Source organism: Prauserella halophila (genome assembly GCF_024171895.1).
Lineage (GTDB): Bacteria > Actinomycetota > Actinomycetes > Mycobacteriales > Pseudonocardiaceae > Prauserella > Prauserella halophila.
This window is the reverse complement of record NZ_JAMTCQ010000011.1, coordinates 423235-448863: the sequence shown is the minus strand read 5'-3', so window position 1 is coordinate 448863 and position 25629 is coordinate 423235. Positions and strand designations below refer to the sequence as shown.

General features: G+C 69.1%; 24 protein-coding genes and 1 pseudogene. 15 read left to right on the top strand and 10 right to left on the bottom strand.

Annotated elements, in window-relative coordinates; all coding sequences use genetic code 11:
- Window positions 1–51: 51 nt before the first annotated feature.
- Window positions 52–1824, bottom strand: a complete 1773-nt coding sequence (gene mptB, locus LY41_RS16950) for a polyprenol phosphomannose-dependent alpha 1,6 mannosyltransferase MptB (RefSeq protein ID WP_253865070.1) — start codon at window positions 1822–1824, stop codon at window positions 52–54.
- A 461-nt stretch (window positions 1825–2285) separates the two neighbouring features.
- On the opposite strand from mptB, the gene LY41_RS16945 reads away from it, so the two are divergent.
- The 7 genes from LY41_RS16945 (at window position 2286) to LY41_RS16915 (ending at window position 8919) form a co-directional block, all read left to right on the top strand.
- The gene (locus LY41_RS16945) at window positions 2286–3146 is read left to right on the top strand and encodes a helix-turn-helix transcriptional regulator (protein ID WP_253864998.1); all 861 of its coding nucleotides are present in this window, start codon (window positions 2286–2288) and stop codon (window positions 3144–3146) included.
- On the top strand, window positions 3143–4591 hold the full coding sequence (gene sufB / locus LY41_RS16940) for a Fe-S cluster assembly protein SufB (RefSeq protein ID WP_253864997.1): 1449 nt from the start codon (window positions 3143–3145) through the stop codon (window positions 4589–4591). The genes LY41_RS16945 and sufB overlap by 4 nt, the downstream gene beginning before the upstream one ends.
- A gap of 1 nt (window position 4592) precedes the next feature.
- Window positions 4593–5771 (top strand): Fe-S cluster assembly protein SufD, encoded by a 1179-nt coding sequence (sufD, locus tag LY41_RS16935; protein WP_253864996.1) that lies wholly within the window; start codon window positions 4593–4595, stop codon window positions 5769–5771.
- Between the two features lie 54 nt (window positions 5772–5825).
- The gene (gene sufC / locus LY41_RS16930) at window positions 5826–6587 is read left to right on the top strand and encodes a Fe-S cluster assembly ATPase SufC (protein WP_253864995.1); all 762 of its coding nucleotides are present in this window, start codon (window positions 5826–5828) and stop codon (window positions 6585–6587) included.
- A 68-nt stretch (window positions 6588–6655) separates the two neighbouring features.
- Window positions 6656–7954 (top strand): cysteine desulfurase, encoded by a 1299-nt coding sequence (locus LY41_RS16925; RefSeq protein ID WP_253864994.1) that lies wholly within the window; start codon window positions 6656–6658, stop codon window positions 7952–7954.
- 4 nt (window positions 7955–7958) lie between these two features.
- Window positions 7959–8411 (top strand): Fe-S cluster assembly sulfur transfer protein SufU, encoded by a 453-nt coding sequence (sufU, locus tag LY41_RS16920; protein WP_253864993.1) that lies wholly within the window; start codon window positions 7959–7961, stop codon window positions 8409–8411.
- 91 nt (window positions 8412–8502) lie between these two features.
- Window positions 8503–8919, top strand: a complete 417-nt coding sequence (locus tag LY41_RS16915; protein ID WP_253864992.1) for a metal-sulfur cluster assembly factor — start codon at window positions 8503–8505, stop codon at window positions 8917–8919.
- Window positions 8920–9085: 166 nt separating this feature from the next.
- On the opposite strand, the gene LY41_RS16910 is transcribed toward LY41_RS16915, so the two are convergent.
- From LY41_RS16910 to LY41_RS16870, 9 genes are read right to left on the bottom strand one after another with little or no spacing between them, the layout of a single operon-like run.
- Window positions 9086–10177: a serine hydrolase domain-containing protein gene (locus LY41_RS16910; protein WP_253864991.1), complete on the bottom strand. Its 1092-nt coding sequence runs from the start codon at window positions 10175–10177 to the stop codon at window positions 9086–9088.
- A 2-nt stretch (window positions 10178–10179) separates the two neighbouring features.
- Entirely contained in the window at window positions 10180–11871 is a 1692-nt protein-coding gene (nikE, locus tag LY41_RS16905; protein WP_253864990.1) for a nickel ABC transporter ATP-binding protein NikE, read from the bottom strand.
- Complete coding sequence (locus tag LY41_RS16900; RefSeq protein ID WP_253864989.1) at window positions 11868–12749, bottom strand: ABC transporter permease; 882 nt, start codon at window positions 12747–12749, stop codon at window positions 11868–11870. Before LY41_RS16900 ends, nikE begins: the two co-directional genes overlap by 4 nt.
- A complete protein-coding gene (locus tag LY41_RS16895) occupies window positions 12746–13702 on the bottom strand; it encodes an ABC transporter permease (RefSeq protein ID WP_253864988.1) in 957 nt (318 codons plus the stop codon). The genes LY41_RS16900 and LY41_RS16895 overlap by 4 nt, the downstream gene beginning before the upstream one ends.
- A 15-nt stretch (window positions 13703–13717) precedes the next feature.
- Complete coding sequence (locus LY41_RS16890; RefSeq protein ID WP_253864987.1) at window positions 13718–15283, bottom strand: ABC transporter substrate-binding protein; 1566 nt, start codon at window positions 15281–15283, stop codon at window positions 13718–13720.
- 29 nt (window positions 15284–15312) lie between these two features.
- The gene (locus tag LY41_RS16885) at window positions 15313–15750 is read right to left on the bottom strand and encodes a thioesterase family protein (protein ID WP_253864986.1); all 438 of its coding nucleotides are present in this window, start codon (window positions 15748–15750) and stop codon (window positions 15313–15315) included.
- Window positions 15743–16714: a 3-hydroxyacyl-CoA dehydrogenase NAD-binding domain-containing protein gene (locus LY41_RS16880; RefSeq protein ID WP_253864985.1), complete on the bottom strand. Its 972-nt coding sequence runs from the start codon at window positions 16712–16714 to the stop codon at window positions 15743–15745. Before LY41_RS16880 ends, LY41_RS16885 begins: the two co-directional genes overlap by 8 nt.
- A complete protein-coding gene (locus LY41_RS16875; protein WP_253864984.1) occupies window positions 16707–17600 on the bottom strand; it encodes a beta-keto acid cleavage family enzyme in 894 nt (297 codons plus the stop codon). The genes LY41_RS16880 and LY41_RS16875 overlap by 8 nt, the downstream gene beginning before the upstream one ends.
- Before the next feature lie 8 nt (window positions 17601–17608).
- Window positions 17609–18463, bottom strand: a complete 855-nt coding sequence (locus tag LY41_RS16870; protein WP_253864983.1) for a TetR/AcrR family transcriptional regulator — start codon at window positions 18461–18463, stop codon at window positions 17609–17611.
- A 219-nt stretch (window positions 18464–18682) separates the two neighbouring features.
- Here LY41_RS16870 and LY41_RS16865 point away from each other — a divergent pair, with 219 nt between their 5' ends.
- From LY41_RS16865 to LY41_RS16830, 8 genes and pseudogenes are all read left to right on the top strand, one after another.
- Entirely contained in the window at window positions 18683–20245 is a 1563-nt protein-coding gene (locus LY41_RS16865) for a deoxyguanosinetriphosphate triphosphohydrolase family protein (protein WP_253864982.1), read from the top strand.
- Between the two features lie 180 nt (window positions 20246–20425).
- Window positions 20426–23554: an RHS repeat-associated core domain-containing protein gene (locus LY41_RS16860; protein WP_253864981.1), complete on the top strand. Its 3129-nt coding sequence runs from the start codon at window positions 20426–20428 to the stop codon at window positions 23552–23554.
- 101 nt (window positions 23555–23655) lie between these two features.
- Complete coding sequence (locus LY41_RS16855; protein WP_253864980.1) at window positions 23656–23886, top strand: hypothetical protein; 231 nt, start codon at window positions 23656–23658, stop codon at window positions 23884–23886.
- A 33-nt stretch (window positions 23887–23919) separates the two neighbouring features.
- Window positions 23920–24066 (top strand): annotated as a pseudogene (locus tag LY41_RS16850) (DUF6188 family protein); the annotation flags it as partial.
- Window positions 24067–24137: 71 nt separating this feature from the next.
- Complete coding sequence (locus LY41_RS16845) at window positions 24138–24716, top strand: hypothetical protein (RefSeq protein WP_253864978.1); 579 nt, start codon at window positions 24138–24140, stop codon at window positions 24714–24716.
- Window positions 24717–24721: 5 nt separating this feature from the next.
- Entirely contained in the window at window positions 24722–25048 is a 327-nt protein-coding gene (locus LY41_RS16840; protein WP_253864977.1) for a hypothetical protein, read from the top strand.
- Window positions 25027–25197, top strand: a complete 171-nt coding sequence (locus LY41_RS16835; protein WP_253864976.1) for a hypothetical protein — start codon at window positions 25027–25029, stop codon at window positions 25195–25197. Before LY41_RS16840 ends, LY41_RS16835 begins: the two co-directional genes overlap by 22 nt.
- A gap of 64 nt (window positions 25198–25261) precedes the next feature.
- The gene (locus tag LY41_RS16830) at window positions 25262–25576 is read left to right on the top strand and encodes a hypothetical protein (protein WP_253864975.1); all 315 of its coding nucleotides are present in this window, start codon (window positions 25262–25264) and stop codon (window positions 25574–25576) included.
- Window positions 25577–25629 lie beyond the last annotated feature (53 nt).

The window sequence follows — 25629 nt, the reverse complement described above, 5'->3', positions numbered from 1 at the left end:
GTACGGCGTGCCGCCGGGGCGTTCGCGTCGCCCTGGCGGGTGCCGACTCCGTCACGGGTGGTCGCGCGCCGACTCGTCGCGGGTGCCGGCACCGCTCACTTCGGCGGTCGTGCCGTCGGAACCCGGCCCATCGACGTGGGAACCCGCCGCGCCGACGTGGGAACCCGTCGCATCCGCGGCGGTGCCGGCCGGGTCCGTGGCGTGGCCGCGCCGAGTACGTCCGGCCGTGCGGGCCCGTGGTGGGTGGAACAGATCGTCGGGGTCGGTGCGGGCGAACAGCACGGCGGGTGCCCGCCACCAGAGCAGCGCGAGCGCGCCGAGCACGACGAGCCCTCCGGCGAAGTAGGCCTGCGGCAGCGTGTAGAGGCGACCGTCGAACGGGCTGCCGTTGGGCGGGATCAGTACGGCCAGCACGACGCTCATCCCGGTCGCGAGTACGCGGAACCGGGACGTGCCGGCCGAGGCGGCGAGCGGGATGATCGCCCAGAGCAGCCACCACGGCTGCATCGCGACGTGCAGCAGCATGAACGCGCCGACGGAGACGCCGAGGCCGATGATGGGCCGATATCGCCAGTGGAGGCTGTCCCAGAGGAACTTGACGGTGATCGCCCCTGCGGCGAGATAGCTCAGGATCGCCAGTACGGCGATGATCCCCGCGGTGTGGTTGCCGAGTCCGAGAGCGACCCCGAGCACGCCGCCGAGCTGGCCGATCTCGGCGGTCGGCGCGATCCAGTTCCACAGCTTGGTGGGGGTGCTCAGCCCGTTGACCCAGCCGTAGTCGAGGCCGACGCCGTAGGTCACCGCGGTCATGACGACGGCGCAGATCGCGATCATGCCGGTGGCGGCCTTGAGCAGGTCCTTGATACCGCCGTACCAGCGCCGGGCGATCATCACTCCGAAGAAGCCCAGCGCGACGATCGCGTGCAGTTTGACGGTCGCGGCGACGGTGATGATCGCTGCGCCGGCGACGATGAAACCGATCTCGCCCTTGGCCAGCGGCGGGGGCGAGTCACCGCGGACCCGGTAGGGAAGGCGCCGGAGACCGACCTCGAGGCCGAGCAGCATGAGGCCGATGCCGAGCGCGTCGTTGTGGGCGCCGCCGACGATGTGGAACAGCACGAGCGGGTTGGCCACACCGAGCCACAGTGCGGTGCTCGGCGGAACGCCGAACCGGGCGGCGAGCCGGGGCAGCGCCCAGACGACGATGCCGAGCCCGACGAGCGTGAGCAGCCGGAACAGCAGGATGCCGCCGGAGACGTGCTCGCCGCTGATGCCGGTGAGCCAGCTGCCGATGCGCAGGAACAGCGGCCCGTACGGGGCGGGGGTGTCGCGCCAGATGTTCGCGACGCCGACGACCAGCGGATCGCCGTTGCCGAGCGCCTCGGGGCCGACCTCGTACGGGTCCATGCCGCGGGTGAGGACCTCGCTCTGGCCCAGATAGACGTACGGATCACGGGTGAAGACCGGCGGGATCACGACGAGCGGGGCGATCCACAGCAGCAGAGTGCGGTGCAGTTCGCGCCTGCCGACGATGCGCTTGCGGCTCGGCCGGGCGAAGCGGCCGAGCAGCAGCCAGCCCGCGATCAGCATGATCATGCCGATGAACGCCAGGGCCAGTGACACCGTGGGGATCCGCGCGAAGATCCGCAGTACCGGCAGCGTGTTCACCGGGTTGAGTACGGGAGCGGCGCCCGCGCCGAGTGAGCCGAACGCGAGCATCAGTGAGCCGACGGTGCCGAAGCTCTGTACCAGGCGGATCGACCGTCGCTCGTCGGCCGTCAGGGGGTCGCGGTCACCCGGATGTGCGGGGGAGCGTGCGGGCACCCAGACGGTGGAGTCGGCCGGCGGGGACCGTCGGGAGCCGGAACCGCCGGTCTCCCGCGCCGGCGCGGGGTCGTCCTCGTCGCCGGGTCGCCGCCTGCGTCCCCCGCCGAATGCCACGGGGCCCCTGCCGAATGCCACGCCGAGAGAGTAGCGGTGGGCAGCGTCCCGCCGGCCGGTGGTGGTCCGGCCCTGCTCTGGCGAGCCGCGCGTGGACCTCGCGTGGACGCTGCGTGCCCCCAAGGGGTTCAGTGCCCCGGATCTTCCCCTCGTGTCCCCCGCATCGACGGCAAGCCCGGTGCTCGCAGTTCGTACCGAAGGGACGTATCGCCCACCGAGGGGGCGTCTCCTACCGAGGAGTGCGTCTCCTGCTGTGGCGCGGTGCGCTGCAGTGTGTCGGTGAGTCCGGTCACTGCCGGTGAGGCGCCTTTGCCTGCCGCGAGGAAATAAGACACAATCATGTTGTGAAAAACGACGGCAACCAGGATCAGCAGGGTGGCACCGCGCCACCGGCGCCTCCCGGTTCCGTCACGGCACCGGTACCGCCGCCGGGTTCGGACGGCGGTACACGGGGCGAGGTCGCCCGGGTTCTGCTCGAGCAGGGTCCGATGACTGCGGCCGCGGTGGCCGAGCAGCTCGGTATCAGCCCGGCTGCGGTGCGTCGGCATCTCGACGCACTGCTGGCCGACCGTGAGGCCGAGACGCGGGAGGCATCGCGACGCGGCAGGAGGGGCCGTGGCAGGCCCGCGAAGCTGTTCCTGCTCACCGAGCAGGGCAGGGCGCGGTTCGGGCATGCCTACGACGACCTTGCGGTCTCCGCGATCCGGTTCCTCGCCGAGCACGCGGGCGAGGAGGCGGTTCGTGCGTTCGCCGAGCGGCGCGTGGCGGCGCTCGTCGATCCGTACTGGGAGCAGATCTCGCAGGAGGCTGCTCCCGCGGACAAGGCGGAGGCACTGGCCACCGTCTTGACCAGGGAGGGCTACGCTGCGTCGACCAGGCAGGTCGACGCGGGCGGTCCGGACACCGGCGGCTCGACTGCGTCCGGGAGCGATCTCCCGGGTGGCACCGGAGCCTCCGGAACCACCTCCGGAACCACCTCCGGAACCGGAGCGCAGCTCTGCCAGCACCACTGCCCGGTGGCCCACGTCGCAGCGGAGTTCCCGCAGCTGTGCGAGGCCGAGACCGAGGCGTTCGCCCAGTTGCTCGGCACCCACGTGCAGCGACTGGCCACCATCGCGCGCGGCGATGCCGCGTGTACGACGCACGTGCCCGGCCCGGCGCCGGGTCACGAAGCACGAACTCCGAATGGAGGGACGACCGCATGACTGCCGCTGCCGAGCAGCGCAATCCCACCACCACGCCGTTGAGCCAGGAAGAGACCATCGAGTCTCTCGGCAACTACGCGTTCGGCTGGTCGGACCCGGACACGGCGGGCGCGAGCGCTCGGCGTGGCGTCGACGAGGATGTCGTATCGGACATCTCGGAGAAGAAGTCCGAGCCGGAGTGGATGCGCGACGCACGCTTGAAGGCGCTCAAGACCTTCGAGCGCAAGCCGATGCCCAACTGGGGCGCGGACCTGTCGGGGATCGACTTCGACAACATCAAGTACTTCGTGCGTTCGACCGAGAAGCAGGCCACCAGCTGGGAGGACCTGCCGACGGACATCAAGAACACCTACGACAAGCTCGGCATCCCCGAGGCGGAGAAGCAGCGCCTCGTCGCCGGCGTCGCCGCGCAGTACGAGTCCGAGGTCGTCTACCACCAGATCCGCGAGGACCTGGAGGCACAGGGCGTGCTGTTCCTGGACACCGACACGGCTCTGCGCGACTACCCGGAGCTGTTCGAGGAGCACTTCGGCTCGGTCATCCCGGCGGGCGACAACAAGTTCTCCGCGCTGAACACGGCCGTGTGGTCCGGCGGTTCGTTCATCTACGTGCCGAAGGGCGTGCACGTCGACATCCCGCTGCAGGCCTACTTCCGCATCAACACGGAGAACATGGGCCAGTTCGAGCGGACGCTGATCATCGTCGACGAGGACGCCTACGTGCACTACGTCGAGGGCTGCACGGCGCCGATCTACCAGTCCGACTCGCTGCACTCCGCGGTCGTGGAGATCGTCGTGAAGAAGGGCGGCCGCTGCCGCTACACGACGATCCAGAACTGGTCGAACAACGTCTACAACCTGGTGACCAAGCGCGCCAAGGCCGAAGAGGGCGCCACCATGGAGTGGGTCGACGGCAACATCGGCTCCAAGGTGACGATGAAGTACCCGTCGGTCTTCCTCATGGGCGAGCACGCCAAGGGCGAGGTCCTGTCGGTCGCGTTCGCGGGCGAGGGCCAGCACCAGGACGCGGGTGCGAAGATGGAGCACCTCGCCCCGCACACGTCCTCGTCGATCGTGTCGAAGTCGGTGGCGCGAGGCGGTGGCCGCACCTCGTATCGCGGTCTGGTGAAGGTCGCGAAGCGGGCACACCACTCGAGCTCCAGCGTGGTCTGCGACGCCCTGCTCGTCGACACGGTCTCCCGGTCGGACACGTACCCGTACGTCGACATCCGCAACGACGACGTGTCGATGGGGCATGAGGCCACCGTGTCCAAGGTGAGCGAGAACCAGCTGTTCTACCTGATGTCGCGCGGTCTCACCGAGGAGGAGGCCATGGCGATGGTGGTGCGCGGGTTCGTCGAGCCCATCGCGCGGGAGCTGCCGATGGAGTACGCGCTCGAGCTCAACCGCCTGATCGAACTGCAGATGGAAGGAAGCGTCGGCTGACATGACGGTTGCTGAGAACACCGCAGCCGCGAACACCGCGGAGGCCGCCGAGGTGACGATCCCGGCGGCCTCCCGCGGGGAGCGTTTCACCTCGTACGACGTCGAGGCGTTCGAGGTCCCGGGCGGCCGGGAGGAGAACTGGCGGTTCACGCCGATGAAGCGCCTGCGCGGGCTGCACGACGGTTCGGCGCCGGCCACCGGCGAGGCCGAGCTCGAGCTCGAGACGGCGCCGGAGGTGCGGGTCGAGACCATCGGCCGCGACGACGAGCGTCTCGGTGTGGCGGGTGTCCCGAGCGACCGGATCGCCGCTCAGGCGTACTCGTCGTTCGAGAAGGCCACGCTGGTGACGGTGCCCGCCGAGACGAAGGCCTCGGCCCGCACGATCGTGCGGCTGCACGGCCCCGGCGAGGGCAAGACCGCCTACGGCCACGTGCAGATCCGCGCCGAGCAGTTCGGTGAAGCGACGATCGTGCTGGACCACGTCGGTTCCGGCACCTACGCCGACAACGTCGAGTTCGTCCTCGGCGACGGCGCACAGCTGACGGTCGTGTCGGTGCAGGACTGGGCCGACGACGCGGTCCACGTCTCCGAGCAGCACCTCAAGCTGGGCCGGGATTCGCGCCTCAAGCACATCGTCGTCACGCTCGGTGGCGATCTGGTGCGCGTCAGTCCGACCGCCACGTTCGCGGGCCCGGGCGGCGACGTGGAGATGCTCGGCCTGCATTTCGCCGACACCGGCCAGCACCAGGAACACCGGTTGTTCGTGGACCACGCCGTGCCGAACTGCAAGTCCAACGTCCTCTACAAGGGCGCACTGCAGGGCGACGGGGCGCACACCGTGTGGATCGGCGACGTGCTCATCCGCGCGGCCGCGGAGGCCACCGAGACCTTCGAGCTCAACCGCAACCTCGTGCTGACCGAGGGTGCGCGCGCGGATTCGGTGCCGAATCTCGAGATCGAGACCGGCGAGATCTCCGGTGCGGGCCACGCCAGCGCCACGGGCCGGTTCGACGACGAGCAGCTGTTCTACCTGCAGGCACGTGGTCTTCCCGAGGACGAGGCCCGCAGGCTCGTCGTCCGCGGGTTCTTCCACGAGATCCTGATGAAGATCGAGGTCCCCGAGGTGCGCGAACGGCTCGAGGCGGCCATCGAGGCCGAGCTCGAAGCCATCGGCGTGTAACGCGGCCGGACCATCACCGACGACTTTCGAACGCCTAAGAGAAACGAAGAAGGCATGGCCACACTGGAAATCAAGGATCTGCACGCCGACGTCGTGACCGACGAAGGCAACAAGCCGATCCTCAACGGCGTCAACCTGACGATCCGCTCGGGCGAGACCCACGCGATCATGGGCCCGAACGGCTCCGGCAAGTCCACACTGTCGTACGCGATCGCCGGACACCCCAAGTACGCGGTGACCTCGGGCGAGGTGCTGCTCGACGGCGAGAACGTCCTCGAGATGAGCGTCGACGAGCGGGCCCGCGCGGGCCTGTTCCTCGCGATGCAGTACCCGGTCGAGGTGCCGGGCGTGTCGATGTCGAACTTCCTCCGCTCGGCCGCCACCGCGGTGCGCGGTGAGGCCCCGAAGCTGCGGCACTGGGTCAAGGAGGTCAAGGACGAGATGGGCCAGCTGGACATCTCCTCCGAGTTCGCCGAGCGCAGCGTGAACGAGGGCTTCTCCGGCGGTGAGAAGAAGCGCCACGAGATCCTGCAGATGGCGCTGCTGAAGCCGAAGTTCGCCATCCTCGACGAGACCGACTCGGGCCTCGACGTCGACGCGCTGCGCACGGTGTCGGAGGCGGTCAACGAGTACAAGTCGAACAACGAGGTCGGCGTCATGCTGATCACGCACTACTCGCGGCTCCTGAAGCACATCGAGCCCGACTTCGTGCACGTGTTCGCCGGTGGCAAGGTCGTGCAGTCCGGCGGCAAGGAGCTGGCGGACGAGCTCGAGGCCGACGGTTACGTCAAGTACACGACCGAAGCCGCGGTCTGACACGTCACCCGGGGTCTGCCGGCGGCGGGGGTACCGCTCCGGCAGACCCGGACCGAAGGGAGCCGGCGATGACCACCACGGATTCGCTGCCTGTGGACGTCACAGCGCTGCGAGCCGATTTCGCCATCCTGTCGCGCACCGTTCGTGACGGGAAACCGCTGGTGTACCTCGATTCCGGGGCTACGTCCCAGCGTCCCGCCCAGGTGCTCGACGCCGAGCGGCGGTTCGTGGAGACGGCCAACTCCGCCGTGCATCGGGGGGCGCACCAGCTGTCCGAGGAGGCGACCGACGCCTACGAGGGCGCCCGCGCGACGATCGCGTCGTTCGTCGGGGTCTCGCCGGGCGAGGTCGTGTTCACCAAGAACGCGACCGAGGGCGTCAACCTGGTCGCCTACGCGATGAGTAACGCCGCCACGGCGGGCCCCGAGTCGGAGCGGTTCGCGGTCGGGCCGGGTGACGAGATCGTCGTCACCGAGATGGAGCACCACGCGAACCTGGTGCCGTGGCAGCAACTCTGCCAGCGCACCGGGGCGACGCTGAAGTGGTTCTCGGTCACCGCCGACGGCAGGCTCGACCTGTCCGAACTGGACTCGCTGATCACCGAGCGGACCAAGGTGGTCGCATTCGCCCATCAGTCCAATGTGCTCGGTACCGTGAATCCGGTCGAGCCGTTGGTACGCCGGGCCCACGAGGTCGGCGCGCTGGTCGTGCTCGACGCGTGCCAGTCCGTGCCGCACGGCGTGTACGGGCAGGGCGCTGTCGATTTCGGCGCCCTGGGTGTCGACTTCGCGGTGTTCTCGGGGCACAAGATGCTCGGCCCGTCGGGCATCGGCGTGCTGTACGGGCGGCGGGAGCTGCTCGAGGCGATGCCGCCCTTCCTGACCGGTGGGTCGATGATCGAGCTCGTCCGGATGGAGGGTTCGACGTTCGCACCGCCGCCGCAGCGCTTCGAAGCGGGCGTGCCGATGACCTCGCAGGCCGTCGGGCTCGCCGCTGCGGTGGACTATTTGAACGGCGTCGGCATGGACCGCGTGTCCGCGCACGAGCACACGCTCGCCGAGCGGGCGCTCGCGGGCCTGTCGGAGATCCCCGGTGTGCGGATCATCGGACCGGCCGACACGGCCGATCGCGGTGCGACCGTGGCGTTCGTCGTCGACGGCGTGCATCCGCACGACGTGAGCCAGGTGCTCGACAGCCTGGGTATCGCGGTGCGCGTGGGACATCACTGCGCGTGGCCGCTGCACCGCGCGTGTGAGGTCCCGGCGACGGTGCGCGCGTCGTTCTACCTGTACAACGAACCATCCGAAGTGGACTCGCTGGTCGCGGGGGTTCGCGAGGCGCAGCGGTTCTTCGGAGTGGGGGAGTAGAGGCATGCAGCTCGAGAGCATGTACCAGGAGATCATCCTGGATCACTACAAGAACCCGCATGCCCGCGGTCTGCGTGAGCCGTTCGACGGCGAGTCGTTCCAGGTCAACCCGACCTGTGGCGACGAGGTGACCCTGCGCGTCAAGGTCGCCGACGACGGCACGGTCGAGGACGTGTCGTACGAGGGGCAGGGCTGTTCGATCAGCCAGGCCTCGACGTCGGTGATGACCGACCTCGTGATCGGCCACAGCATCGGCGAGGCGATGACCACGATGGATGCGTTCACGGAGCTGATGCAGGGGCGCGGCCAGGTCGAACCGGACGAGGACGTGCTCGACGACGGCATCGCGTTCGCCGGTGTCGCGAAGTATCCTGCGCGGGTGAAGTGCGCGTTGCTGGGATGGATGGCCTTCAAGGACGCACTGGCCCGCACGTCGATCGGCGCGGAGGCGGTGTGAGCGTGAACGGAGGCGGTGTGAGCGGGAACGGAGTCTGCGCAGCAGCGCTCACCGAGGCCGGCCGGGTAGTCCGGAAGATTGAGGTGGAAGCATGACCGAAGTCGGCACGCAGCAGGAGCGAGAGGGCCGGACTGCGGCCGATCTCGACCAGGAAGCACAGGCCTCCTCCGAGGCCGCGGCGGGCGGCGACGTGGCGAAGGTCGAGGACGTCGAGGAGGCCATGCGTGACGTGGTCGACCCCGAGCTCGGCATCAACGTCGTGGACCTGGGCCTGGTGTACGGCATCCAGGTGGAGCCGGACAACACGGCGACCATCGACATGACGCTGACGTCGGCGGCCTGCCCGCTGCAGGACGTGATCGAGGACCAGACGGCGTCGGTGCTGAAGGGCTCCGGCAAGCTGGTCGACGACTACCGGATCAACTGGGTCTGGATGCCGGCGTGGGGTCCCGAGAAGATCACCGATGACGGGCGCGAGCAGCTGCGCGCCCTCGGCTTCACGGTCTGAGGAGCTCCTCGGCCCGGACGATTCTCGCGCGCCGGACACCTGCTGACAGGTGTCCGGCGCGCGTTGTTTGTCTGGCCTGCCGTCGTCCCTATGTGGTTCGCCAAGCGGCGGCCGGAGCGGCGGCTCGCAGGGCGGCGGCTTCCGGAGCTGAGCGGCGCGGCGCTCGTCAGAGGGAGGCGTCGAGCGCGTCGAGGAGGCGGTCGGCGCGACCGTCGGCGTTCTCGCTGCGCAGTTCGTTGGTGACGAACGAGAAGCCGAGGCCCGTTTGGGGCCACGCGCCGTGGCGTCCACCGCCGGCTCCGGAGTGGCCGAAGGCGCCTGCCGAGCGGGACGCGGGGCCGTAGGTGCCGATGGGGTCCTCGAGCTCGTAGCCGAGACCGAATCGCAGTGGCCGGTCGTTGATGGCGTCGAACCCCTCGGACCAGGTCCGGGTCGCCCGCGCCAGCGCGTCCGGTGCCACGACGTGCCCGCGGGCGAGCAGATCGTAGAGCCGTGCCATCGACCGTGCCGTTCCGGTGCCGCTCCCGGCGGCCAGTTCGGCGCGGCGGTAGGCGGCGGAGTTCATCCGCTCGTCGGAGTCGAGCAGGCCCGCATACATGCGTTCGACGATCTTCCGGCGCTCCGGATCGTCGAGGAATGTGCTGATCGTGTACCCGGGTGCGCGCAGCAGCCGTGCCATGCGCTCGTCCAGGCACTCCGGCGTGCCGAGATGCAGCTCGAGCCCGAACGGTTCGGCCAGTACCTCGCGCACGAGGGTTCCGATGGAGCGGCCCGTCGCGCGGCGCAACAGTTCGGCGACGAGATGGCCGTGGGTCAGCGCGTGGTAGCCCACGCGGCTCCCCGGTGTCCATAACGGACGTTGTGCCGACAGAAGTGCGGCACACGCCGCATTGTCGAGCATGTCGTGCGGACTGTCCACATAGGGCAGGCCGGCGGTGTGGGACAGCACGTGGCCGATCGTGGCGTCGGCGGTGAACTCGGGCCAGAGATCCCGCACCGATGCATCCGGGTCGAGCACGTCGAGTGCGGCGACGACGGTGGCGACGACACCCTTCGTACCGGAGAACAGGACACACAGGGTGTCGTCGCGCCACGGCGCGGCCGAGGCCGGGTCGGCGAGGCCGCCCCACAGGTCGACCACCGCCGTGTCGTCGCGCACGACGGCGAAGGACCCGCCGCCGCGCGCGTCGGCGAGCACGTCGGCGAAGGCGTCCCGCACGGGCTCGAACCCCGGTGCGACCGATCCGTGAACCGTCATCGTCACATCCTCGGTGTGTTGGCGAGCAGTTCGCGCGTGTACTCGTGCGACGGGGAGTCGAGGACCTCGCCGACCGTGCCGGATTCGACGACCTCGCCGCCGCGCAGCACCGCGATCCGGTCGGCAACGTGCCGTGCCAGCGCGATGTTGTGGGTGACGAACAGCATCGCCATCCCCAGTTCGCGCCGCAGTTCGCAGAGCAGGTCCACGATCGTGGCTTGCACGGACACGTCGAGCGCGGAGGTCACCTCGTCGCACAGCAGCACGTCCGGTGTGGTCACCAGGCCGCGGGCGATCGCGGCGCGCTGCCGCTGGCCACCGGACAGCTCGTCGGGAAGCCGCCCTGCGAGCGCGGGATCGAGCCGCACTCGTTCGAGGGTCTCGGTCACCCGTTCCCGCCGCGCCGCGGCATCCAGGTCCGTGAGCGTCCGCAACGGCAGCTCCACCGACTGCGCGATCGTCTTGCGGGGGTTGAGCGAGGAGTACGGACTCTGGAACACGTACTGCACCGAGCGCAACTGTTCGGCGGTGCGCCGCTGGGTCGAGGCGGCGAGCGGGGTTCCGGACACCGACACCGTGCCGGCGTGCGGCAGGCCCAGCCCGGCCACGCACTGCGACAGCGTCGTCTTGCCGGAGCCGGACTCGCCGAGCAGCATCAGGCATTCGCCCGCGCGCACGTCCAGCGAGACGTCACGCAGCACCCGGTGCTCGCCGTAGGCCACGGACAGGCCGGACACCGACAGCACCGGCGTGTGTTCCGCATCGCCGGCGACCTCCATGTCCGCAGCACTCGCCCCTGCGGCTCCCGACTCCGTGGCACCCGGTGTCGAGCTGCCCGGTGTCGAACGGCCCGATCCGGACGTGTCGGTCGCGCCCGTGCCGTCGAGGTGCGGCACCGCGGTGACGAGTTCGCGAGTGTAGGCGTGCGCGGGGGCGCGGAGCACTTCCTCGGTGGAGCCGCATTCGACGACCTCGCCGCGGCGCAGCACGGCGACCCGGTGGGCGATCGTGGCGACCACCGCCAGGTCGTGCGTGATGTAGAGCGCGGCGGTGTCGTGTTCGGTGGTGAGTGCGGAGATCGTGCGCAGGACCAGCGTCTGCGTGGTGACGTCGAGTCCCGTGGTCGGTTCGTCGAGCACGACGACGTTCGGCCGGCACGCGAACGCCATGGCGATGCCGACGCGCTGCTGTTGTCCGCCGGACAGCTCGTGCGGGTACCGCCGTCGGTAGGCCTCGTCGTCCGGGAGCCCGACCTCGCCCAGGACTTCGGCGATACGCGTGGATCGTTCGGCCGCGGACGCGCCGTAACCGTGCGTTTCGAGCACCTCGCCGATCTGCTTGCCGATACGCAGGGCCGGGTTGAGCGAGGCGGCCGGGTCCTGGGGGATGTAGGCGACGGTGCTGCCGCGCAGCGACCGCCGCTGCCGGTCGCCGACCTCCAGCACGGACACCGGTTCGCCGTCGTCGGACTGCACCGACACGCCGCCGCCGGTGTGGATGAGCCCGCGCCGGAAGTGGCCGAGCGCGGCCAGTCCCGCGGTGGTCTTGCCGGAGCCGGACTCGCCGACGAGTGCCAGCACCTCACCGGGTGCGATCTCGTACGACACGCCCTTCAGCACGGGGTGTCCGGTGGCGGTGTCGACACGCAGCTCCCGGGCGAGGAGCGTGTGCGTCACCGTGGCGGGAGCGGTCATGCCGAGGCCTCCTTCGCAGTGTTCGGCTTGCCGGTGTTCGACGTGCCGGAGGCCGCCGACGCGAGCGAGTCGGTGATCAGGTTGGTGCCGACGGTCAGCACCGCGATCGCGAGCACGGGCAGCAGCACGCCCCACGGCTCGACGACGAGTGCGATGCGGTTCTCGTTGATCATCAGGCCCCAGTCGGCGGTCGGTGGCTGGATGCCGAGGCCGAGGAACGACAGCGACGCGACGTAGCCGATGGAGTACGTCAGCCGCAGGCCGAGCTCGACCATCAGCGGCCCGGTGATGTTGGGCAGTACCTCGCGCAGCAGGATGCGTCGGCGCGGCATGGCATACATGCGGGCGGCGCGGATGAAGTCTGCGTCCTTGACCGCCACCGTGGCCTGTCGTGCGACGCGGGCGACACGGGGCGCGTGGGTGACGCCGATGACCAGCACCAGCAGCCAGCCCTCCGGGCCGATCATGGCGATCGCCAGGAGGGCGAACACCAGCTGGGGGAAGGACAGCAGTACGTCGCTGCCGCGCATGATCAGCGAGTCGAGCCGGCCGCCGCTGTATCCGGCGAGCATGCCGAGCACTGCGCCCAGCACCAGGCCGAGTGCGGTGGCCAGCACCGCGTAGACCAGCAGTGTCAGGCCGCCGGAGAGGAACCGGGTGAACACGTCACGGCCGAGACCGTCGGTGCCGGCGATGCCGCCGGGTTGGAAGGGCTTGCCCGCGAAACCGGTCGTGTCGTGGCCGGTCAGCCACGGACCTACCCACGGGCCGAGTACCGCGACACCGACGACGACCACGGTCAGGGTCAGGCCGATCTTCGCCTGGGGCAGCGACAACGCGCGTCGCAGCAATGTGGGCTGTGTGGTCGTCGCGGTCATCGGGCCACCTCCGCACGCAGCTTGGGGTTGGTCATGATGCCGACGATGTCGGCGATCAGGTTCACCACGATGTAGACGCCCGCGATGAGCAGCGTGATCGCCTGGACGACCTCGACGTCACGGTTGTTGACGGCGTCGATCAGCGCCTGCCCGATGCCGGGGTAGCGGAAGAGGAACTCGACCACGACGACACCGCCCGCGAGCCAGGCGAGCTGGATCGCGATGACCTGCGCGACGGGGCCGATCGCGTGCGGCACGGCGTGACGCGTGATGACGACGCGTTCGGGTATGCCCTTGAGCCGCGCCATCTCGACGTATCCGCTGTCGAGCACCTCGCTCATCGTCGCGCGCATCATGCGCGTGATGTACGGGGTGACGACGAGCGTCAGCGTGAGTATCGGCAGCACGAGTTGGATCGGGCGTGACCAGACGGGTTCGCCGGGCGGCGCCAGTGTGACCGACGGGAACACGGGCAGCACGGTCGTCGACAGCAGGACGATCAGCGCGACACCGATGACGAACTCGGGTAGCGCGGCGACGACCAGGCTCAGGCCGGACACGGTGTGGTCGACGGCACGGCCACGCCGCAGCGCCGACCACGTGCCGAGCGCGAGCCCGCCCGCGGTACTGATCACCGCGGCGCCGACGAGTAGCACCAGCGAGGCGCCGATGCGCCCACCCAACAGCTCGGTCACCGGGCCCTGCGAGGCCGCCGACGTACCGAGATCGCCGGTGAACACCCCGCCGAGCCAGTCGAGGTAGCGCTGCCACACGGGCGCGTCGAGGCCGAGCTGGTCGTTCAGCGCGGCGATCCGCTCGGGAGTGGCCTGTTGGCCGAGGATGGCGCGGGCCGGGTCGCCGGGAAGCAGCAACGTCGCGACGAACACCAGCAGCGTCACCAGCCACAGCACCGCGACACTGATCGCGAGTCTGCGCAGAATCAAACGAAACACGAAATCCTCACCTCCTCAGCCGAGCCAGACCTGGCCGAACGAGTAACCGGACAGGGGCAGGCCGGTGCGGTCCGGGACGAGCCCGGCGACGTAGACCTGATGGGCGTCGACCTGGTTCACGAAGCCCCAGACGATGAGGCCGCCGCGTTCGTGCTCGATGCGCTGTGCCTGCTTGAGCAGGCGGGTGCGCCTGCTGGTGTCGCTGGTGCGGTTCGCCGTGCGGACGAGCCGGATGAACTCCGGGTCCTGCCAATGGGTCTCGTTGTAGGGCGAATCGGGCAGCGAGCCGTTCGCGGCCTGCGGCAGGTAGTTGCGCGTGTACCAGAAGTCCTGGGCGAAGTCCCACTTCAGGTAGTTGTCGCCGTAGAACGTGGTCGTGTCGACCCGGTTGAGTCGCACGTTCACGCCGGCTGCCTTGGCCTGCTGCTGGAACACCTGGGCGGCCTCGACGGCACCGGCCTGGATCGGTGCGGTGACGAGTTCGACGTCCAGATCGGACTTGCCCGCCTCGGCCAGCAGTCGGCGCGCCTCGGCGATGTTCTGCGTGCGCTGTGGCAACTCGGAGGCGTACGCGGGGTCGAACGGTGCGTACAAGTCGTTGCCGACCCGGCCCTGGCCCGCCAGCACCTGGTTGATCATTTGTTCGCGGTCGACGATGAGGCGCATGGCCTGCCGGACGCGCACGTCGTCGAACGGCGGACGGTCGACGCGCATGGTGAACGGCAGCCACGTACCCGTTTCCGACGAGAGGATGCGCATTCGTTCGTCGCTGCGCAGCACGTCGACGAGCGCCACCGGCACCTGGTCGATGGCGTCGACCTGGGAGGCGAGCAGCGCGTTGATCCGCGCGTCGTCCTCGGTGAAGTTGATGAGAACGAGCTCGTCCAGATACGGCCGCCCCGGCCGCCAGTAGTGCGGATTGCGCACGAACCGGCTCTGCAGGCCCGCCGTGAACTCCGCGGCGCGGAACGGGCCCGTGCCGACCGGCTTCGCGACGTCGAAGTCGGCGGGCACGATGCCCAGCGAGTATTGGCCGAGGTAGTCGGCGAACACCGCCGAGGGTTCGTTGAGGTGGAATTCGACCTGCCGGTCGCCTGCGGCCGTCACCTCGTCGAGCATCGAGAGGCTGGCCGCACCGGACTTCGGGTCGTCGGGGTCCATGATGCGGCGGAACGTGGCGACGACGTCGGCAGGGGTGACCGGTCTGCCGTCGTGGAACCGGATGTCCTCGCGGAGGGTCGCCGTCCACGTGGTCGCGTCCGCCGAGGACTCGAGTTTCTCGGCGACCAGGTAGGAGACCTCGAAGTCGTGGTCGCGGTAGACCAGCGGCTCGTACAGGTTGCGCACCCGTGCGATGTCGGGGTTGGTGACGGGGGAGTGCGGGTCGAGCGAGTCCGAGGCGCCGCCGCCGGTGACGCCGACGCGCAGCGTGCCGCCGCGCTTCGGTGGGCCGGTCGGCGCTGCGGCGGCGTCGCTGCGCCCGCCGCAGGCCGACAGGAACGGGACCGCGCCGGCCAGTGCGGCGCTGCCGAGCAGGAACTTTCTGCGGGAGAAACGAGTGTCGTGGTTGTCGAGGGACATGAAGGGCTTTCCGTCGGGGACAGGGGCGGTTACGAGCGGATCGCTCTCCCCGCGTACTCCGGCGCCGGCCGGAGCAGGCGGCGGAGCTTGTCCGCCACGTGATCCGGGAACGGCGCGGCCCCCTCGTCGGCGACGTGGATCGCCGTCAGCTCCTCGGTGGCGACGAGTTCGCCGCCGACACGGAGTTCGTGGCACAGCACGGCCTTCTTGGCGTCGACCGATGTCACGAACGTCGTGACGTGGAGGTCGGCACCGGGGCCGACCTCACGCAGGTACCGGACGTGTGCCTCGACGGTGTAGAGCGAGCACCCGGTCTCGGTGCGGTAGGTCTCGTCGAGACCGACGTGGTCCATCAGGCCGGTCGTGGCGAAACCGAACACCATGACGTAGAACGGCTCGCTGAGGTGACCGTTGTAGTCGATCCAGTCGTCGCGGACCCGGTCGTGGTACTCGAGAACGTCAGCCATCGGTGCGTCCCCGGGACTCGGCGACGGCGCGCTGCACGGCGATGACGGCCCGGTCCCGCTCGGCGACGAGCTCCGCGATGCTCCGGCCGTCGGCCTCGGACTCGCAGCCGTCGACCATGTCGTCGCGCAGCTGTTTCGTGAGGTCGGGCGCGGTCAACCGGGTCCACGGCGCCTCGAGCGACGGTCCGAAGTGGTCCAGCATGTGCGCCATGCCGCCCTCGCCGCCCGCGAGGTGGAACGTCAGGCACGGGCCGTGGACCGGCCAGCGCAGCCCGGGACCGTCGGTGATGGCGGTGTCGATCTGCTCGACGGTCGCTTCGCGCTCGGCGACCATGTGCAGGGCTTCGCGCCAGAGCGCTTCCTGCAGCCGGTTGGCGATGAAGCCCGGCAGTTCGTGGTCCATGGTGATGACGGACTTGCCGACGTGGCGGTAGAACGCGCTCGCCTGCTCGACGGCCCAGCGCTCGGACTTCTCGCCGCCGACGACCTCGACGAGCGGGATGAGGTACGGCGGGTTGAACGGGTGGCCGACGACGAGTCGCGCGGGATTCGCGGCGGCCGTGGCCATGTCGCTCATCGGAAAGCCCGAGGTGGACGAGGCGATGACCACGTCCGGCGGGGTGACGGTGTCGATGTCGGCCAGCAGCCTGCGCTTGAGGTCGAGGTCCTCCGGCGCGCTCTCCTGGACGAATTCGGCGCCGTCGACGGCCTCGGCGAGCGTCGGCGGCACGGTCAGGTTGTCCTGGGATGCGCCTTCGGCGAGGCCCAGTTCGGTCAGCGCGGGCCAGGCGCCCGCCACGACCCGGCGCAGCCTCGCCTCGGCGTCGGGCGCCGGGTCCCAGGCCTGAACCCGGTAGCCGCGGGCGAGGAAGTGGGCGGCCCAGCCGCCGCCGATGACGCCCGCGCCGACACAGGCGACGGTGGTGATGCCGATGGAGTCGGTGTCGGTCGGAGTGTCAGCCACGGCCGGCTCCCTTCAGGTTCAGTTGTGCCCGTGCCTCGTCCGGCGTGGCGGTGGTGCCGCCGAGGCTTTCGACGATGTTCACGGCGCGCTCGACCAGCCGGGCATTGGTGGCCTTGACCCCCTTGGAGAGGTACAGGTTGTCCTCGAGACCGACGCGCACGTGGCCGCCGAGCAGCGCCGACTGTGCCACCCATGGCAGCTGGTTGCGCCCGATCGCGAACGAGGCCCACTGGGATCCCTCGGGCAGCATGTTGACCATCGTTTGCAGCAGCTCCGGGTTCGCTGGCGCGCCGTACGGGATGCCCATGCACAGCTGGAACAGCGGTGGCGCGTCGATCAGGCCTTCCTCGATCAGCGTCGTGGCCAGCCAGAGCTGGCCGGTGTCGAAGATCTCCAGCTCGGGCTTGACTCCGAGTTCCTGGATCCGTTTCAGTCCGGTGCGCAGCATGTCGGGGGTGGAGACGTAGAGCTGGCTGCCCTCGCCGAAGTTCAGCGACCCGCAGTCCTGGGTGCAGATGTCGGGCAGGAGCTCCTCGACGTGCGGCAGCCGGTCGGTGGCGTTGACGAGGTCGGTGCCGTCGACGGGCTTGAGCGGGTCCTCCTCGTCCAGGAACAGGTCGCCGCCCATACCGGCGGTCAGGTTGACGACGACGTCGACACCGGACTCGCGGATGCGGCGGACGGCCTCGCGGTACAGCGGGACGTCGCGGGAACCCTGGCCGGTCTCGATGTCGCGTACGTGGATGTGGACGACGGCGGCGCCCGCGTCGGCGGCGGCGACGGCGTCGGCGGCGATCTGTTCCGGCGAGACCGGAACGTGCTCGCTCTTGCCCACCGTGTCACCCGCGCCGGTCAGCGCGGCGGTGACGATGATCTTGTCTCGCATGGAGGGATTCACATTCCTTTTCCGGCGATGGTGCGGTCGATGAAGTCCTTCAGGTGCTCGCGCATGGCCTCGACCGAACTCCCCGGTTTGCCGGTGAGCACCTGGATGCCGAGCCCGTCGACGAGCGCGCTCAGCTGGGTGGTGATCGCGTCGGGGTTCCGTTCGGCGAAGACGCCCTGTTCCTGGCCGCGTCGGATGGTCATGGCGATCGTGTGGAACCACCGGTCGTAGGAGTCCCAGTAGAGTCCGCGCATCTCGGGGTTGAGCGCGGACTCGTTCCACACCTGCAGCCACACGGACCACTCGTCGCGGAGCAGTCCGTCGGTGGGCAGCTGCAACTCGACGAGCCGCAGCAGCCGCTCGTAGGCGTTGTCGATCGTGTGCAGCTCGGCGACCTGCCGGTCGAACGCAAGCTTCACGTTGCGTCGCAATGCTTCGGTGAGCACGGCCTTCTTGGTGGGGAAGTGGTAATGGATGCTCGCCGTGCTCTGGCCGCACGCCTTGGCGATGTCGGCGATGCGCACGTGGTGGTAGCCACGTTCGGCGATGAGTTCCCACGCGGTTTCCAGGATTCTCCTGCGGGTCTCCGGTTGCGGACCGTCCTGTGTGGAGCTCGCCGACGGGGCGGGCACCGCGGTGACGGTCGCGGCGTCGTCGCTGCCGTTGAGCAGCCAGTTCACCGTCACCCCGGAGTGTTCGGCGATCCGGACGAGTTCGTGGGGGGAGAACCTGCGGGTTCCCTTGAGCGATTTGGACAGTTTCGTCTCGTCGAGTCCGATCGCCGCCCCGAACTCTCGCTGCGCGCCCGCTTTGGCGGGGAGCAGTCCCCGGATGCGGTCATGCAGTCCATCCGTCTCGGCCATGGCGCCGGACCGTAGTCAGCCTCTTGCGGTGATCGCAAGAGGCTGACTGGCACATCAGTCAGTCGCAAGTGCATGAACTGGGCATACGTGGGAAACGAGACGTGGGTCACCGCCTCGGTTGTCGCGGTTCGGGCGGGTTGTTCGTGTCGGCCGGAGGAACCGGCCCGGGGTGGGCCGACCCGCCCACGGGGGCACGGCGGGTCGCATAGTGTGTCGCGCATGGGAGCTGTGGACACCGCGCGCACGACACGACGGAACGCCGAGGCGGAGGCGGGAGGCTTCGCGGACCTGGTGAGCATTCCGTTCCGGATCGACCGGGACCGCATCGCCGGCTCACCGTTCTTCGCCCGGTTGTCGGGCGTGACCCAGGTCGTCAGCACCGGCGGGTCGGGGCTGCTCCACAACCGGCTCACCCACAGTCTCAAGGTCGCGCAGGTGGCGCGGGCGATCGCGGAACGGCTCGGTGCCGACGCCGAGGCGGGCTCGGTCGTCGGCAAGCTCGGCGGTTGCGACCCGGACGTGGCGGAGGCCGCCGCGCTCGGCCACGACCTCGGGCATCCGCCGTTCGGGCACCTCGGTGAACAGGTGCTCGACCGCATCGCCCGGCGCCGGTACGGCCTGTCCGACGGTTTCGAGGGCAACGCGCAGACGTTCCGCATCGTGACGACCACGGAGGTGGGCGGGCCGACGCCGGAGGGGCTGAACCTCACCGCGGCCACCCGTGCCGCGCTGCTGAAGTATCCGTGGCTTCGGCTGCATCGTCCCGAACCGCACCCGGCGACGATGGACGAGCCGCCCCGGGGCGCTGCCGAGGGGGAGGAGCCGGGTACCGGATCGGCGAAGTTCTCGGCATACGTCACCGAACTCGACGACGTCGACCAGGCCCGGGCGCCGTTCGCCGGGCTGGTCGAGCCGTGGCAGCAGACCGTCGAGGCGTCGGTCATGGACCTCGCCGACGACATTGCCTACGCGATCCATGATCTGCAGGATTTCCACCGGATCGGGGTGCTGCAGCACGCCTCGGTCGCGACCGAGCTGGGCCGGTGGCTCTCGGAGTCGGGCGCGTTCGCTGCGCTCTCGGACGAGACGCTGCGCGAGGTCCACGGTCGCCCCGGCCGGTCGCTGGAGGGGCTGCGGCGGCGGTTGCAGGCCAAGGATGCGTGGATCGCCGACGACGCGGTGTTCGCCGCTGCGGTGGCGCGGGTCCAGCACCAGCTGGTCGACGGCCTGCTGGCGAGCCCGTTCGACGGCTCGGTCGAGGCCGAACAGGCGATGGCGACGTTCTCGGCAGGCTGGACGGCGCGGCTGGCCGACGGTGTGGTCGTCACGCCGTCGCCGACGACCCGCAGCGGGCACGTGACGCTGCGGCAGGCGCAGTGGCACGAGGTGCAGGTGCTGAAGTTCGTGCACCGGCAGTTCGTGTTGCAGCGGCCGGACTTCGCCTTGCACCAGCGTGGCCAGGCAGCGCTGTTGACGTCCCTTGTGGACGCGCTCGACAGCTGGCTCGGTGACCGCGACGAGGCGGGCAGGCTTCCTCGCAAACTGCACGACCTGGTGGCGCTGGCGAGTGCGGAGTACGGCCGGCTGGTGCGCGAGGCCCCGGATCTGCTGGTCGGTGCGACAGGGGAGCGGGTCGAAGGTGCCGACGCCGTGCGCGGGCTCGCGCGTGGCCGCGCGGTGGTCGACTTCGTCGCCTCACTGACCGATGCGCAGGCGGCGACCATGCTCGAGGCCATCACCGGCCGCGGCGGTCAGCCGTGGTCGGACTCGTTCGTGCTGTGACGCCGCCGGTCCGCCGGATTCCTTGAATTGTGGAGAACCTGTTCCGGATTGTTAGAATTCCGGAATAGTGTGATTCTCGCGACTCGTCCTGATCGGATTCTCCGCGCCGGGAAGTGAGGCCGTCACTCGTGGCGGCTTGATTGCCACCACGCACACCCACACAGATGGCAGCGAGCGGTGGTGGAGCGTGTCCCGGAACCCACGCGGAATCTGACGACCCGTTACACCTACGACGAGTTGGGCAACCCGGCGACGGTGACCAGTCCGTCGGGAGTGGTCACCAAGGCCACCTGGGACGACGCGGGCAACCGGCTGTCGAGCACCGACGGGCTGGGAAACACCACCACAGCCACGTTCGACGGAGCGGGCAATCAGCTCACCGCCACGGACCCGACGGGGCGGGCGACGCGTTACGACTACGATCTCGCCGGCCGCCGGGTGTCCGCATCGGACACGAACGCCGCCGGTGAGCAACAGCGGAAGCGCACTGTCGACTACGACCGGGCGGGCAACCGGATCGGTGTCACCGACGCGCTGGGCCACACCACCACCCGCACGTACGACGCGCTCGACCGGCTGCGGTCGATGACTCGGCCGGTGGCCGAGGGTGAGTCGACGACCCGGAGCTATGGCTACGACGCGGCGGGGAACGTCACGCGCGCCACCGACGGGAACGGGCATGCGACGGTGTTCACCGTCAACGCGTGGGGCCTGCCGGAGTCCACTGTCGAACCGGCTACCGCGCAGACCCCGGACGCGGCCGATCGCACCTACACCGCGGTCTACGGGCTGAACGGGCGACTGGCCCGGCTCGTGAAGCCGGGTGGGGTGACGGTGTCCAACAATTACGACCCGTTGGGCAACCTGACCAAGCAGGTCGGCAGCGGGGCGTCGGCGGTGACGCCGGACCGGACGTTCACCTACGACACGGCCGGCCGGTTGACGAGTGTGTCCGCACCTGGCGGTACGGACGAGTTCGAGTACGACGATCGCGGCAATCTCGTCTCGGCGACCGGACCGTCGGGCTCGTCGAGCTATGCCTGGGACGACGACGGCCGTCAGGTGAGTGCGACGACGCAGGCAGGCACGGCGACGTTCGGCTACGACGGTGCGGGCAGGCTGGCGTCGGCGACGGATCCGCTGACCGGGACGAGCGTGTCCTACGGCTACGACGAAGCCGGGCGGGTGACCTCGGCCGGGTACGGCGACGGCCGGGCGTCGCGGGCGTTCGGTTACGACGGCCTGGGCCGGTTGACCTCGGACGAGGTCACGGCGCCGGACGGCACCGTGACCGCGTCGATCGCCTACGGCTACGACAAGGCCGACCGGCTCACGTCGAAAACCACCACGGGCGTCGCGGGTGCGGCGGACAACACCTATGCCTATGACCGGGCAGGGCGGCTGACGTCGTTCGACGACGGTGACGGTGCGCACGCCTACGGCTGGGACGCGGCGGGCAATGTCGTGCGCGACGGGGCGGTCGAGGCGACGTTCGACGCCCGTAACCGGCTGGTGTCCAAGGACGGCACGAGTTACGCATACACCCCGCGGGGCACGCTGACGTCGCGCACGAGCGGTGGCGAGACCACGCAGGTGCAGTTCAACGCGTTCGACGAGCTGGCCGCCGATGGGCCCACCGACTACGCGTACGACGGGCTGGGCCGGTTGGTCTCGGCCGGTGATGCGACGTTGTCGTATGCGGGGTCGGGTATCGCGGTCACGGGTGACGGGACGGATTCCTACACCTACACCCCGGGCGGGGATGTGCTGGGTGTGGGATCTGGTGACGGCTCGACGAGTGTGGCGTGGACGGATCAGCACACGGACCTGGTGGGGTTGTTCGATCCGGCGAACGGGCAGTTGGCCGGATCGCGCACTTACGGTCCGTTCGGGCAGCAAACTGCCGGTGAGGGTGCCGAGCCCGGTCTGGGCTATCAGCACCAGTACACCGACCCGGAATCGGGCAACGTGAACATGGGTGTCCGGTGGTATCAGCCCGATGCGGGCACGTTCGCCTCCCGCGACACCACCGGCCTGGATCCCCGCGACGTCGGTAACGCGAACCGCTATGCCTATGTGGGTGGTGACCCGCTGGGGCGGACCGATCCGACTGGTCGGTGTTTCGGTGTGTGCACGGCGATCGGGATCGGTATCAGTCTCGGTACGGCCGCGAAAGCGGTCGGGGGTGCGACTGTGGTTGCGGGGGCGTTGGTGGCGGCTCCGCATGTGGCGGATCGGGTCGAGTCGTGGCGTTCGGATGCGACGACCGACCCGTCGCCCGCCCCGACTCCGAATCATCGGCCGCCGCGGCGCTCTCTCAAGGACTGGTGGAACGACACTGCCGGGAAGTGGTGGAAGGGCACCGGCCGGGAGTTGTGGAAGGGCGCCAGGCGGTGGGCGGGCCATGTTGGTGATCAGTTCGAGGAGCTGTTGTCGTCGCAGGGTTCGGGGCCGAATGGGCGGCCGCCGTCGAATCCGGGGCAGAACTGGACTTTTTCGCCGGGTGCTGATCCTGATGGCCGTGGTGCCTGGTTGGGCGATTCGGGTGGTGGCCGGGCTGCTGCGGTGGCGGCTGCCGGGCGGGCTTATCGGGCGTGGTTGGTGGTGCGGCGTCAGCGGGTGATCGATGATGCGATGACGTCGCACGCATTACCGGACAGCTCGAAGCGGCCGGTGGTTGCTCCGTCGGTGCGGCGTGCGATCGAGGCGGCGGAGGGTGCTTCGCCGGTGCGTCTCGGGGTGCTCACTCCGACCGGTGATGGTGATGAGCCGTATCAGCCGCAGCAGCAGCCCGGTGGTGCCGCCGAGCCCGATGGTGTGCAGAGCAGCCACCTGTTGGGCGAGGAGTGTGCCGCCGGTGGGCAGGTGCGGCGTAACGGCACCGGCTGGGAATGCACCGCCCTCGAAGGCGGAGACACCGCCGAACCCGGTACCATCAGCGGCAGCCAAGGCGACCAGCCCTACGGCTTCCACACGGACGCTGGAGCCGTAAACGCAGGAAGGGTCGCTGGGCCAGCGCGCAGCACGGATCAGGTTCTGGACTCGTTCCGCGGTCTCGGGCCAGGGCGGAACAGTCACGTTCGCACTGTCGGCTCCAAGGGGGAGCTTCAAATGACCTTCGATTCGTGGATCGTGGGAGCAGAACGGCTTCCTGCCCGAGGACCGAGCGTGCCGAACGTGTATCGGCTCCCCGATGGCGGCACCTTCCAATGGCGGACGAGCTCGCGTACGGGCGGCCCAAGCATTGACATCTTCCCTGTGAAGGGGCGACAGCGCACGGTGCACCTTCAAGATGGTGCGACATGGTGACTGACGATCAGGTCGTGGCTGAGCTCTTGGCCTCCGGGCTCGGAGACTGGGTGTCACTGCATGACGTGGTGTGGCTCTGCACGGAAGGAGCGATCACACCAGTGGCGAAGAGTAGGACTCTTCGTGTCCTCGAGCGTGTCTACTCCGAGTACCTCATGGTTCCAGGCGACCTCGGCGAGTCCGGATTCGACGACTGGCCGCAGCCGAACGGATGGCTCGCGCGATCGGAGGCCGACCTGAACCGGCTCGACTGGAGGCCAATGGGTGACGGCTTCTGGCTGCGCTTGACGGAACGCGGCTTGCAGCGTGCCCGAAGGATCGGGCAGTCGTGAAGCGACACTGGGGAGGCGGGTCGTGAGGATGGAAGATTGGAGCTGCCCTTCGTCGACGACTGGCGGGTGTTGGTGGCCGCCTGCGAGGACTACGAATCGTGGAATGTCGTGGGCCCGCACGGTCTGCTGATCGTCTCGATGCCGGGCGGTGACCTGGCAGTCTGGCAGCCTTCCCTTTGATACGAGGCTGCTGTGCGCGAGTCCGGAGAGGTCGCCCATCCTCGCATTCATCGGAATTCAAGGGTTGAGAGGTGGTTGAGGCCGCACCGGTGGTGGGGCTCAGGGGCCTCAACCCCACCGCCAACGACACCGACCCGTACCAACCACAACAGCAGACCGATGGTGCCGCCGAACCCGACGGCATCCAAACCAACCACCTCATCGGCGACGAATGCGCCACCGGCGGACAGGTCCAACGGAACGGCACCGGCTGGGAATGCACCACCATCGACACCGGCGCCACCGAACCCGGTAGCATCAGCCGCGCCGGAGACCGGCCCTACGGCTTCAACACGGGCACCAGCGAAGCCGCAACCGACGGTGCGTCATCGGTTGGCGACATACTTCGGCCGGGTGGGGTGACGATTGGCAAGGCCGGAACCGACGACACAATCCGCGAGATCACCGGTGGCCTCGGCGAAGCTCAGGCGATGTTCCAACAGCTCAGCCACGGCGGCGCGGTCGTCGCTCAGACATCGAAACTGACGCGCGTGGAGCTGCCCAGCGGAGGAGGGTTCGTCCAACTGCGCAGGGAAATGTCGCGCAGTCCGAATACGGCCGCCACGATCGACGTCAACATCCCGGGCCTCGACATCAGGAAGTTGAAGTAGAACCCATGACCAGCGTTCTGACCGTGGCGGCTTCGGTGGCGATACTGATCCACCGGGAGCTCGACGACGATTACGTGGGTCTGTGGGTACTTCCGTGGCACATTCGGCGGGCGCTCCCCGACGCGTCTGACGATCAAGTGAGGACAGTTGCGACGGCGGTTCTGGAGGCGCTGGTCGCTGGCGACACGGCACTTGGAACCCTCGACGAGTACACCGGTTCATTCGAACCGTGGGTGACCGGTGAGACGGTTGGGTACGCCATGTCAGCTTGGCGTGCCCTCGGCCGCGACCCCAACCTCGGGGAGGTGGCGTGGCTCGCCCGGACCTCCTGATGCGGTACCGCAGTGCTGGTGGCACGGTTCCGCGCGGAGCCGACATCGATCACACCATTGACCTTCAGCTCGGTGGCCTCGACGAGATCGCGAACATGAGCCCGCTGGACATGTCGGTGAACCGGAGTCTCGGATCGCAGATCGGGTGACAGCTCCGAGGCGTTGAACCGGGCACGTGCGTGACGGCCGTAAGCATCTGTTGAGGGGATTCTGATGTTTGGATGTTTCCGTGCCGCGTATGCGCCGCTCGGAGACGTCGTCCTGGCGGGACAGATGTGGCAGCACGAGCGGCTCATGGGTGTTGAGGGGTATCTGGACTTCGCTGTGGAGTTCGCCGGCGCGACCTTCGGTGGTGGCCTCTACCGGGTCCATGACGACGCGTCTGGGGTGCGGGTGCTGAAGCTGATCTCGGAGGCGTTCCCGGAGTACGTCGCACGGGTATGCCCGTTCGGTTATGACTGGCTCGGGCGGCAGTTCGCGGTTGATTCCGGCCGGTCGTCACGACCAGCTGGACCGCCTCGGCCTTGAACTGCGGACTGAACTTCCGACGCTTCTCCGGCACGGACACATCCTCTCAGCCG